At 71.4% G+C, this 11,687-nt stretch carries 11 protein-coding genes; 6 read left to right on the top strand and 5 right to left on the bottom strand.

The features are described from left to right. Nucleotides 1-226: 226 nt before the first annotated feature. Nucleotides 227-817: a GNAT family N-acetyltransferase gene (locus G6031_RS17625; protein WP_182653972.1), complete on the bottom strand. Its 591-nt coding sequence runs from the start codon at nt 815-817 to the stop codon at nt 227-229. Beyond that, nucleotides 814-1,419: a GNAT family N-acetyltransferase gene (locus G6031_RS17620; RefSeq protein WP_182653971.1), complete on the bottom strand. Its 606-nt coding sequence runs from the start codon at nt 1,417-1,419 to the stop codon at nt 814-816. The genes G6031_RS17625 and G6031_RS17620 overlap by 4 nt, the downstream gene beginning before the upstream one ends. 80 nt (nt 1,420-1,499) lie before the next feature. Between G6031_RS17620 and G6031_RS17615 the strand changes: the two genes are divergently transcribed. Beyond that, nucleotides 1,500-2,174: a TetR/AcrR family transcriptional regulator gene (locus tag G6031_RS17615; protein ID WP_182653970.1), complete on the top strand. Its 675-nt coding sequence runs from the start codon at nt 1,500-1,502 to the stop codon at nt 2,172-2,174. A gap of 23 nt (nt 2,175-2,197) precedes the next feature. Here G6031_RS17615 and G6031_RS17610 read toward each other — a convergent pair whose 3' ends face one another. Beyond that, nucleotides 2,198-3,400: a 12-oxophytodienoate reductase gene (locus G6031_RS17610; protein ID WP_182653969.1), complete on the bottom strand. Its 1,203-nt coding sequence runs from the start codon at nt 3,398-3,400 to the stop codon at nt 2,198-2,200. Nucleotides 3,401-3,550: 150 nt separating this feature from the next. On the opposite strand from G6031_RS17610, the gene G6031_RS17605 reads away from it, so the two are divergent. From G6031_RS17605 to G6031_RS17585, 5 genes are all read left to right on the top strand, one after another. Further along, nucleotides 3,551-4,078 carry a bifunctional adenosylcobinamide kinase/adenosylcobinamide-phosphate guanylyltransferase gene (locus tag G6031_RS17605; RefSeq protein WP_182653968.1) on the top strand — a complete coding sequence of 176 codons (528 nt, stop codon included), beginning with the start codon at nt 3,551-3,553 and terminating at the stop codon, nt 4,076-4,078. A 173-nt stretch (nt 4,079-4,251) separates the two neighbouring features. Next, a complete protein-coding gene (eat, locus tag G6031_RS17600) occupies nt 4,252-5,691 on the top strand; it encodes an ethanolamine permease (protein WP_182653967.1) in 1,440 nt (479 codons plus the stop codon). Next, nucleotides 5,688-7,100, top strand: coding sequence for an ethanolamine ammonia-lyase subunit EutB (locus G6031_RS17595; RefSeq protein WP_182653966.1), 1,413 nt, complete (start codon nt 5,688-5,690; stop codon nt 7,098-7,100). Before eat ends, G6031_RS17595 begins: the two co-directional genes overlap by 4 nt. Next, on the top strand, nt 7,097-7,861 hold the full coding sequence (gene eutC, locus G6031_RS17590; RefSeq protein ID WP_182653965.1) for an ethanolamine ammonia-lyase subunit EutC: 765 nt from the start codon (nt 7,097-7,099) through the stop codon (nt 7,859-7,861). The genes G6031_RS17595 and eutC overlap by 4 nt, the downstream gene beginning before the upstream one ends. A gap of 172 nt (nt 7,862-8,033) precedes the next feature. Then, the gene (locus G6031_RS17585) at nt 8,034-8,870 is read left to right on the top strand and encodes an SDR family NAD(P)-dependent oxidoreductase (RefSeq protein WP_182653964.1); all 837 of its coding nucleotides are present in this window, start codon (nt 8,034-8,036) and stop codon (nt 8,868-8,870) included. An 86-nt stretch (nt 8,871-8,956) separates the two neighbouring features. On the opposite strand, the gene G6031_RS17580 is transcribed toward G6031_RS17585, so the two are convergent. Both G6031_RS17580 and G6031_RS17575 read right to left on the bottom strand, forming a co-directional pair. Then, nucleotides 8,957-10,537, bottom strand: a complete 1,581-nt coding sequence (locus G6031_RS17580) for an FAD-dependent oxidoreductase (protein ID WP_241737406.1) — start codon at nt 10,535-10,537, stop codon at nt 8,957-8,959. Further along, a complete protein-coding gene (locus tag G6031_RS17575) occupies nt 10,537-11,553 on the bottom strand; it encodes a diiron oxygenase (protein WP_182645164.1) in 1,017 nt (338 codons plus the stop codon). Before G6031_RS17575 ends, G6031_RS17580 begins: the two co-directional genes overlap by 1 nt. Nucleotides 11,554-11,687 lie beyond the last annotated feature (134 nt).

Below are 11,687 nucleotides of genomic sequence, written 5' to 3'. Positions count from 1 at the left end.
CGAGCGCGGCGACCGGGAGCAGGCACAGGAACACGACGGCCCATCCGCCCGGGCCGGGCGCCGAACCCCCGGCGGCCGTGTGCGCGACCGTGGCGGTGAGCACGGACGCGAGCACCACCGCCACCGCGCGCCACTGCGCCATCGGGTCGCAGTAGCCGATCACGACGTAGAACCTACGTCACCGCTCCCTCACCCCGCCGACCTGCCCGGCCGCGGTGGCGAGCGGTCAGGTGGTGCGGGTGTGGGCGTCCATGTCGTCGACCTTCATGTCGTCGACCTCCATGACCCAGACGGGTGGCCCGTCCGGGTGGTCGCGGCGTCCGGTCACGTGGAACCCGTGCCGTTCGTACAGCCGCACGTTCCGCTCGTCCGAGGTCTCCAGCCGTACGGCACGGGCGCCTCGACGTGCCGCCTCGGCGAGCGCGAAGACGATCAGGGCGCTACCGAGCCGTCTGCCCTGCGCGGCGGGGCGTACGCCGACGGTCTCCAGGCTCCACCCGTCGTGCGGCGGCGATCCGTCGCCCAGCCTCCCGAGGCGATCACCGTGCAGGGCCACGATCTGATCGACGGCCGCGTCGTCGGGGTCCGGCGCGTCCGGGGGCAGGAGCGCGATCACGCCGTCCCGGTCCTCGGTGACCGCGACGATCCCGTGCCGGAGGGCGTGCTCGAGATAGAGCTGCTGCAGGGTGAGCAGGCGCTCGGCGTATCCCTCCTCCGGGATGACGTGTCGGGTCCAGGGGTAGTGCGCGAACGCCCGGGCCAGGGTCTCGGCGGCGGGGGCGAGATCGTCCGGTGAGGCGAGGCGGGGGTCACTCATTTCTGGGCTCCTGCGGGTCGGATCATCGCGGTGGATTCCTGGCCGGGCCCCGTGGGCACCGTGCCCACGGGGAGGAAGCCGAAGCGTTCGTAGAGCCGGCGGCTCCCCGGGGTGGTCGCCTCGAGGAACACCGGCTCCGGCCCACCCTGGTCGATGATTTCCAGGCGGTGGCGCAGGAGGGCCGACCCGATCCCCTTCCCGCGGGCCCGGGGCCCGGTGGCGATGTCGTGGAAGTACCAGTGCGGTTCCGACGGCCGATGTGCGTCGACCGCGCGGGTGTGGGCCGCTCCACGGCGCGCGGTGGGCGAGATCAGCAGCCGGAGAACCGCTGCGCCTCTCTCGCCCCACCGCGACCATCGTCCCGCCTCGCGGTGGGGAGGCTCCCAGAGCAACGCCCCCAACGTCTGCCCGTTCTCCACGGCCACGTCGACCCGGTCCGGGTGTCGACTCACCTGGCGCCGGTAGTGCGCGGTCAGGCGAGCGGGCCGTGAGGCCTCGTCGGGGAAGAACTGCGCCCACGCCGGATCGGCGCCGAACGCCTCCCCGAGCATCTCCCCGATGGTCTGCGCATCGGAGGCCGCCGCCGGTCTGACTTCCACCATGTCTTCCTCCCTCGATCTCTGATTATTCTACAATGTAGAAAAAGCGTGTCGGGCCCGTCGGCCCGAAAGTGGGGGGACTGATGGTCGAGCGCCACGCCGGACGTGGGCCCAGGGGGTTGTCCCCCGCCCGGATCGTCGAGGCGGCGGTCGGCGTGCTGGAGGAGGGCGGGAAGGAGTCGTTCAGCATGCGCGGTGTGGGTCGCGCGGCGGGGTGTGACGCGATGTCGGTGGCCTATCACTTCGGGTCCAAGCAGGGACTTGCCCGGGCCATGGCGTCGTGGCTCGACGGTCAGGTGCGGCCCGCCCCGCCCGGGGCGCCCTGGCGGGCGACCCTGCGCCACCTGGCGGAGCAGTACCGCGCTCTGGCCGGGGCCTATCCCCGGACGTTCCCGCTGCTCCAGCGGTTCACCCACACCGGGTCGGCCGACTACGCCACGACGGAGGTGGTCCACGCGGCGATGCTGGGCGCCGGGGTTCCGCGTCCGCATGTGGTGACGGTGACGGTGGGCTGGTACGCGACCGTCCTCGGACTGGCCACGGCGGAGGCCCTCGGGATGGTCGCTCCCGTGGACGAGGCCACCGCGGCGGAGATCGCGGGGCTGCCCGCCGCGGACTATCCGCTGACCACGGCGTTCCTGGACGACTATCGCGGGATCGACCCCGGCCTCGTCTTCCGCACCGCCGTGGAGCTGATGCACGACGGGATCGAGCGGCTGGGCGGCGGCGCGGAACCGGGCGGTCCACCGATGTCCTGAGCGCTGCAGCGTCCGTGAGGGCCTCAGCCCTCGGGGCTGCGCAGCGGCATCTCGTGGATCTCGCGGACGAACTCCGGCAACGGGGCCCCGGTGCGCAGGACGGTGGCGATCGCCGGATCCGCCAGGTGGAGCCGGCCCACCGAGATGAGGTCGAACTCGCCGGCCTCCAGGCAGCCCGCCACGGCATCGATGTTGTCCGCGGTGTGGGCGGGCGCCCCGGACTTCTGCTCGCGGAGAGAGGCCCCGATCCCCACCCCTCCGACCGCGCCCGTCGGCAACCCGGTCAGACGGCGGGCCCATCCGGCCAGGGACACCTCGCCGTCGTCGCCCTCCAGGTCCGGGAATGCCGGGTCGTTGAACCGCCTGGTGGAGGCGTCGAGCAGGTCCACCCCCGCGTCGGCGAGGGCTCCCAGGTACACGCCCAGTTCCTCGGGCGTGGTGGCCTTGCGGGCGGTGTAGTCCTGCTGGGTGTGCTGCGAGAAGCGGTAGAACAGCGGGGCGTCGGGACCGATCGCCTCGCGGACCCCGGCGACCACCGCGGCGGGGAACCGGCTGCGCGCCGCCAGGTCGCCGCCCCAGGTGTCGGTCCGCCGGTTGGTGTCGGCCCAGACGAACGAGTCGAGGAGGTACCCGTGACCGCCGTGGAGGGTCACGCCGTCGAATCCGGCCTCCATCGCCAGTCGGGCGGAACGGGAGAACGCGCCGATCACCTCGGCGACGTCGCCCTCGGTCATCGGCGCGACCTCCGGTGACCACCGGGCGACGCTCCGCTCGGAATAGGTGGTGACGCCCGGGGTGCCCCACAGTCCCGACGGACGCATCGGGTGCATCTCCATGAGCCGGTCCCGATTGGCCCGGTCGAAACGGGCGTTGGCGCCCCAGAGCGGGCCGACGTGCCACAGCTGCGCGAGGATGCGGCCCCCGGCCGAGTGGACCGCGTCGGTGACCTGCCGCCAGGCGGCCACGGACGCGGGTGAGTCGAGGCGCGGGATCCAGGCGTGGTCCACCGAGGTCGGGTGGTCCACGCCGATCCCCTCCGTGACGATCAGCGCGGTCCCGCCGGCGGCGCGGGAGGCGTAGTAGTCGCGGTTCACCTCGTCGGGCAGGGCGTCCGGGCAGCCCATCCGCGTCATGGGCGACATGACCAGGCGGTTGGCCAGTTGCATGGACCTGACCTGTAGGGGGCGGAACAGCGCCTCGCGCGTGGTGGCGACCGATGACGTCATCTCGTGGGACCTCTTCTTCTCCGGTGAGGGCGAGGTGCCGGACCCGGGCCCGGCGACGCCATCACTTGACAACTGTCAATAATAGAGAAGTCCGGCCCGGAGTGGACAGCGTTCCGCCGGACGGCCTCCCCCGGGTCCTACGCTGGGACGATGAGAGTGCTGGTCACGGGAGGCGTGCGCTCCGGCAAGTCGAGGCACGCCGCAGGACTGCTGGAGGGCCGCGACCACGTCACCGTCGTGGCGCCCGGGCCGGTGGCGGACGGCGGCGATCCGGACTGGGATCACCGGGTCGCCCGCCACCGCGCCCACCGGCCCACGGGATGGGAGACGGTCGAGACCGTGGACCTCGCGTCGGCGATCGGTGCCACCGCCGGGCCGGTGCTCGTCGACTGCCTGGGGACCTGGGTCACCGCGATCCTGGACCGCGCGGAGCTGTGGGATGCGCCGATGGACGCCGCGCACGGCGTGGTGGACCAGCACGTCGCCGCGGTCCGTGAGGCGGTGAGGGATCACGACGACGAGGTGGTGCTGGTGACCAACGAGGTCGGCTACGGGGTCGTGCCGTCCCATCGCTCCGGCGGGGTGTTCCGCGACCTCCTGGGTGCGGTCAACCAGGGTGTCGCCGAGGCGTGTGACGAGGTGCACCTGGTCGTGTGTGGGCGGGTTCTGCGCCTGTGAGGCGCCAAGATCCGTCCGCTGAGTGCGTCCGGGGGACAGTCGCCGGCTCACCGCGATCGCCGTAACCGGGCCGTCACAGCGCGTCGACCCGCTGCTTACACCGCGGACCTACGGTGATCCGGTTCGCGCACCCCGCGCGACATCCGTCGATCTCGCTCCGAGGAAGGCCGCGCATGTCCGCCACAGAATCGATCAGTAGCCATCACGACGGCACGCAGTCGCACATCGAGGGCAGCGACTACCTGGCCAAGCGCCAGTTGAAGAAGGGCACCGCGGGGTGGGTGCTGCTCGCGGGTCTCGGTGTGAGCTACGTGATCTCCGGCGACTACTCCGGTTGGAACTTCGGCCTGGAACAGGGCGGGTTCGGTGGCCTGCTCATCGCGGCCGTGATCATCGCCGGGATGTACCTGGCCATGGTGCTCGGCATGGCCGAGATGTCCTCCGCGCTCCCGGCGGCGGGCGGCGGCTACACCTTCGCCCGCCGCGCGCTGGGGCCGTGGGGTGGCTTCGCCACGGGAACGGCCATCCTCATCGAGTACGCGATCGCTCCCGCGGCCATCGCGACGTTCATCGGCGCGTACGTGGAATCCCTCACCCTGTTCGGGATCACCGACGGCTGGTGGATCTACCTCGCCGTGTACGCGGTCTTCATCGGGATCCACCTGTCCGGTGCGGGGGAGGCGCTCAAGGTCATGTTCGTCATCACCGCGATCGCGCTCGTCGGACTCATCGTCTTCGCGGTCGCGGCGGCGGGTCAGTTCGAGTTGTCCAACCTCACCACCATCGCCCCCACCGACGCCGCCGGCGCCTCGGACTTCCTGCCGTTCGGGTTCATCGGGATCTGGGCCGCCGTCCCGTTCGCCATCTGGTTCTTCCTCGCCATCGAGGGTGTGCCGCTGGCCGCGGAGGAGGCCAAGGACCCGTCCAGGAACGTCCCCCGCGGCATCATCGCGGCGATGGCTGTCCTGCTCGTCACCGCGACCACCGTTCTGGTCCTGGCCACCGGCGCCGGAGGCGCGGATGCCATCCAGTCCTCGGGTAACCCGCTGGTCGAGGCGCTCGGGAACAGTCCGGCCGCGAAGGTCGTCAACTACATCGGGCTCGCCGGACTCGTCGCCAGCTTCTTCTCGATCATGTACGCCTATTCCCGTCAGTTGTTCGCGCTCTCCCGCGCCGGGTACCTGCCCACGACGCTGTCCGTCACCAACTCGCGCAAGGCGCCGACCCTGGCCCTCATCGTCCCGGGCGTCATCGGGTTCCTGCTCTCCCTCACCGGCCAGGGCGACATGCTGCTCAACATGGCGGTGTTCGGGGCGGCGCTCAGCTACGTCCTGATGATGGTCAGCCACATCGTGCTGCGGCGCCGGGAGCCGGACATGGAGCGCCCGTACCGGACCCCGGGCGGCGTGGTGACCACCGGTTTCGCCCTCGTCATCGCCGCGCTGGCCGTGGTGGCCACCTTCCTCGTCCACAGCACGGCCGCGCTCTGGTGCCTGGTGGTGTTCGGGGCGTTCATGCTGTACTTCGGTATCTACAGTCGGCACCACCTCGTCGCCAACTCCCCGGACGAGGAGTTCGCCGCACTGGCCAGAGCGGAAGCAGAGCTCGAATGACCACGTACACCCAGCAGGTCTCGGGAACGACCTATCAGTTTGACGGCCTCGTCGAGCTGATGGCCAGGGCGTCGCCCCGGCGATCGGGGGACGAGCTGGCCGGGTGCGCGGCGTCGTCCGACGCCGAACGTGCCGCCGCGCAGTGGGCGCTCGCCGACGTGTCGCTCGAGACCTTCCTCGAGGACCTGCTGGTGCCGTACGAGACCGACGAGGTCACCCGACTCATCGTCGACTCCCATGATCGCGCCGCCTTCGCCCCACTGGCGCACCTCACCGTGGGTGGCCTGCGTGACTGGCTCCTCGAGGTCGCGGCCTCACCCGGGGCGGCCGCGACGCTGGCCTCCGTCGCCGCGGGGCTGACCCCCGAGATGGTGGCGGCGGTGAGCAAACTGATGCGCAACCAGGACCTGATCTCGGTGGCCCGCGCGGTCCGGGTGACGTCCGCGTTCCGGACCACCGTGGGGGTGCCCGGCACCCTCGCGACGCGCCTGCAGCCCAACCATCCGACCGACGATCCGCGGGGCATCGCCGCGGCCACCCTCGACGGTCTGCTCCTGGGCTCCGGCGACGCGGTCATCGGCGTCAACCCGGCGACGGACTCCCCGCACGCCACCTCCGACCTGCTGCACCTGCTCGACGAGATCCGGCAGCGCTTCGAGATCCCCACGCAGTCCTGCGTCCTGTCGCACGTCACCACGACGATGGAACTGATCGAGAAGGGGGCACCGGTGGACCTGGTGTTCCAGTCCGTCGCCGGCACCGAGGGCGCCAACTCCGGTTTCGGCGTGGACCTGGCGCTGCTGCGCGAGGCCAACGAGGCGGGCCGCTCGCTGCACCGCGGCACCGTGGGCGACAACGTGATGTACCTGGAGACCGGGCAGGGTTCCGCGTTGAGCGCGGGCGCACACCTGGGGACGGGCGGACTCCCCGTCGACCAGCAGACGCTCGAGGCCAGGGCCTACGCGGTCTGCCGGGACCTCGAGCCACTGCTGGTCAACACCGTCGTCGGGTTCATCGGACCCGAGTACCTCTACGACGGCAAGCAGATCATCCGCGCCGGTCTCGAGGACCACTTCTGCGCCAAGCTCCTCGGGCTGCCGATGGGTGTGGACGTCTGCTACACCAACCACGCCGAGGCCGACCAGGACGACATGGACACCCTGCTCACGCTGCTCGGGGCGGCGGGCACCGCGTTCGTCATCGCGGTCCCCGGTGCCGACGACGTGATGCTGGGTTACCAGAGCCTGAGCTTCCACGACGTTCTGTACGTCAGGCAGGTGCTGGGACTGACCCCGGCTCCCGAGTTCGCGGCCTGGCTCGACCGTATGGGGATGGTCGATGAACACGGCCGGATCCTCGACGTCGACGCGACCGGGTCTCCGCTCCGCGCCCTGACGGGGACGCGATGAGCGGGATCGAACCGTCCTTCTGGGACGGGCTCCGTCGCAGCACGCAGGCGCGCATCGGGCTGGGCCGCACCGGCGACTCGCTGCCCACCCGCCGCGTCCTGGAGTTCCGGTCCGCCCACGCCGCCGCACGCGACGCGGTGCACATGCCGCTGGACGTCGAGGCCCTCGCCGCGCAGGTGGGGGAGATCGGCATCGGGGTGCCCGCGGTGGTCTCCTCGCGGGCCTCCTCGCGGTCGGAGTATCTCCGGCGGCCGGACCTGGGCAGGGTGCCGGAGGACCTGTCCTCGATCACCGCGGGGGAGTTCGATGTGGGCCTCGTGCTGGCGGACGGCCTGTCCCCCCGGGCGCTGATGGACCACGGCGCCGGGCTCCTCGGCGCGCTGGTGTCCGAGCTGTCCGAGCTGTACTCGATCGCGCCGCCGGTGATCGCGACCGAGGCGCGGGTGGCGCTGGGCGATCACCTCGCCCAGGCGATGGGGGTGCGCACGGTCGTGGTGATCATCGGTGAGCGGCCGGGACTGTCGGTCGCCGACAGCCTGGGGATCTACCTGACCCACCTGCCCGCGCCGGGCACCCCCGACGCCGGCCGCAACTGCATCTCCAACATCCACCCGCCGGACGGGCTGGGGTACGCGAGGTCCGCCCACATCGTCGCCCGGCTCATCGCGGGCGCCCGCGCGCTCGGCGCGTCCGGGGTGGCGCTCAAGGACACCTCGCGGGCGGTCGAGGTGGACGCCTCGGACGCGATGACGCTCGAGTAGCCGCCGGGCCCGGCGACCGGCCCGCCCCGGTCGTCGGGACGATCGCCCCGGCCGTCGGGAGCAGGACGATCGACCCGGCCGCCGGAAGGAGGAGGACCCGCCGGGGGGTTCGGCCGTTAGGCTCCCGATCGTGCGGCCGACTCCGCGTCGCACCACTCTCTGGAGGTCATCAGTGTCCGGGCATCTCAGCGGCAAGGTCGTCATCATCACCGGGGCCGGGGGTGGGTTCGGCAAGCTGATCGCGGAGAAGTGCGCCGCGGGCGGCGCGCACGTGGTCGGTGTCGACATCGACGCCGACGGCCTCGCCGCCGTGGTCGACGGCATCACCGCCGCCGGTGGTTCGGCACTCGCCCGGGTCGCGGACGTCACCGACACCGAGCAGGTCAGGGCGGCCGCCGAGGCCGCGGTGGAGGCGTTCGGTGCGATCGACGTCCTGGTCAACAACGCGGGGGTCATGCCGCTGGCCTACTTCGCGGATCACGAGCGGGCGCTGCCCAGGTGGCTCAAGGCCATCGACATCAACATCAAGGGAGTCGTCAACGGCATCTCCGCCGTGTACGACCAGATGATCGAGCAGGGGCGCGGACAGGTCGTCAACATCTCCTCGATCTACGGCAACGCCGGGATCGCCGGCTCCGGCGTCTACAGCGCGACCAAGGCCGCCGTCACCACCCTCTCCGACTCCCTGCGGATGGAGACCAAGGGCAGGATCAAGGTGACCACGGTCAAGCCGACCGGCGTCGCCGGCACCAACCTCGCCAGCTGGATCGTCAACGGTGAGGCGATCAACGGGATAGTCGGTCAGCGCGAGGAGTCGTTCAACGCCACCCTCTCGGCGATGATCAACGGTGAACTGCCCGCGGAGCAGACCGACGTCGACTCGGTGAAGTACTGGCTCATCACGCCCGAGGACCTCGCCGACGCCGTGGTCCACGTGATCGACCAACCGTGGGGTATCAGCATCAGCGACATCACCGTCCGGGCGAGTGGCGAGGACTACCTCTACTGAGCTGGTCCCGCTCTACTGAGATGGTCCCGCTCCACCGAGCTGGGCCGACCCGCCTCACCGGTCGGCCCCCGGGTGCGGGGTCCCGGTCACCGACGCTGCGGGACGAGCGACCACCGACTCCCTCCGCGTTCCGGTCTCCCCGCGCGATCGGGCAGCCCCGTGTGAGCGGGACGCCCGGTACGGGCGAGCAGCCCCGCGTTGGCGTCGGCGAGCAGCGCGTCGACCGTCTCGCGGGCGCAGGTCTTGTTGGACCCGATGAACCCGCGGGGACCCCGTTTGATCCACCCGACCACGTAGGCGCCGGGGACCTCGGACCCGCCGGGGCGGTCGAGGACACGGCTGTCGCGGTGGGGGATCGTCCCGGTGACGGGGTCGAACGGCACGCCGGGCACGGGTACCCCGCGGTAGCCGACCGAACGCAGGACCAGTCCCGCGGGCAGGACCTCCTCGGTTCCCGGGCGGGGGACCGCGCGCACGTCGCCGTCCAGGCCGGTCAACTCCGTCCCCGCGATCCGCAGTCCCTCGACGCGTTCCGCACCGACGACCTCCACGGGCGCGGTCTGGAAACGCAGGACGATCCGCGGCCTGCCCGTCCGTGGCGCGCGGGCGGCCACCTCCGCGAGGCAGTCGAGCATGAGGGATCGCTGGGGATCGGACTCCGCTCCCGGGTCGATCCCGTCCGGGGCGTCGACGCGCAGGTCGATGTCGTCACGCGAGGCCAGTCCGACCAGCTCGGGAAGGGTGAACGCGGCCTGGGCGGGCCCGCGTCGACCCAGCACGACGATCTCCCGGATGCGACTGTCCCGCAGGGCCTTCAGGGCGACAGGGGAGATGTCGGTCGCGGCGAGGGACTCCGCAGGGGTGGCGAGGATCCGGGCGACGTCGAGGGCGACGTTGCCGTTGCCCACGATGACGGCCCGCTCGTGGTCGAGCGGGACCCGGGCGTCGACGTGGTCGGGGTGGCCGTTGTACCAGGACACCACCTCCGTGGCGGACATGCTCCCGGGAAGCCCGGTGCCCGGGATCTCGAGGGGGCGGTCGGTGCTGGCCCCGGTCGCGTAGACCACGGCGTCGTGGGCGGCGGCGAGCTCGTCCACGGTGACATCCCGGCCGATCTCCACCCCCAGCCGGTAGGTGAATCCGGCCTGGGCCTCGATGAGCGCGAACAGGTCGGTGACCGACCGGGTCCTCGGGTGGTCGGGGGCCACGCCGTGCCGGGCCAGGCCGTGGGGGACGGGCAGGCGATCGAAGACGGTCACCTCGACGCCCGGCTGCCTGAGCAGCTCGTCGGCGGTGTACAGAGCGGCGGGGCCGGCTCCGACGATCGCCACCCGCAGTGGCTCCCCGGCGGGGCCGCGGTCCCGCACCAGACGGCGGATCGGGGGGACCGGCGCCTGGGGCGGGTACGGGCGAGACGGCGTGCTCAACACGGCGTTGAGGTCGAGGAAGACCTGCTCGCCAGGGGCGAGGCGGTCGTCGGGGACGATCGCCCCGACCGGGCACGCTCCCACGCACGCCCCACAGTCCACGCAGACGTCCGGGTCGATGTACAGCATCTCGGCGGTGGCGAAGTCCGGCTCGTCCGGAGTCGGGTGGATGCAGTTGACCGGGCACGCGTGGACGCAGGACGCGTCGGCGCAGCAGGCCTGCGTGACGACGTGGGGCATCAGACGGCGGCGGAGTACGAGACGGGCGGTTCGCTGCGGTAGCGGGAGGCGCGGCCGTCGATCTTCAGCGCCCGCCAGACCCGCCGGGCGAGCGGGTTCATCAGGCCGGACTGCTCGGCGAGCATCCGCACGTCGGAGAAGAGGTCGGACAGGAACTCGCGGGACTTCGGGCTGTCCCAGTACAGCTCGTCGATGACCTCGCGGGGGACACCGAACTCCTCGCGGAATTCCTTGGTCGGCTTGAGGATGGAGTCGCACAGCACCCGCATGATCACGGGGAAGGCCAGGGAGACCGCGAAGATCTGACCGCGGCTCATCCGGGGCGCGTGGCGGGCCACGTAGGTGTGCGCGAAGGAGATGTGCCGGGCCTCCTCGGCCACGTGGATCTCCATGATGCGGCTCAGGACGGGCGGGAGCTCGTCCGCGCCGCGCAGGATCTGCTTCTGCGTGTGGTCGATCGGCTCCTCGCCGGCGAGGACGCCGATGAAGAAGCCCACCGGTGTGAGGGAGGCGAACCACGGGATGATCGGCGAGACCCGGCGCATCCAGCGGGGCAACCCGGGTACGTCGGCACCGATGATGTTGACGCCCTGCTGGAACATCTGGGTGTGGTGGCACTCCTCGGTCGCCTCGTGGGTGAGGTACCGGAACTCGGCCGACCCGTTGTCCAGGTTCGAGATGTACTGCATGATCCCGCGGATCAGGATGTTCTCGAACTGCAGCCCGACCTTCATGATGTTGGCCTGGCGCCACAGCCCGATCTCGATCTGGGTCTCGACGGGCAACGCCTGGTACCAGGGGTGGGCGCCCAGCGGATCCACGTCCGCGGGCAGAACCCAGCGCACGTCGGTGCGGTCCACACGGAAGTCGGGGTGGTCCCAGGGGACGTCGACGAACGCGTCGAAGTGGCGTCGGACCGAGGCCTCGGACAGGCGGAGGAGGGCGGCGTCATACTCCTCGCGGGAGCTGTTCGGGGTCGGGCTCGAGGGGGCGGTGGTGGGCGTGGGTGCGGTCATGGCGATCCCTTTCGTTTCCGACGAGGTGGGTCGGAGAGAGCCTCGGAGTACAGAGTGACATTTGAGGTCTCTTTGTAACTGAGGCTAGGCAGCGCGGGCCCCGGTGTCAACGCCGGGGCACCGAAATCCGCTTT

Origin of the sequence: Dietzia sp. CQ4 (assembly GCF_014145125.1) — a bacterium.
Classification (GTDB): domain Bacteria; phylum Actinomycetota; class Actinomycetes; order Mycobacteriales; family Mycobacteriaceae; genus Dietzia; species Dietzia natronolimnaea.
This window is presented reverse-complemented; position numbering and strand designations above follow the sequence as displayed.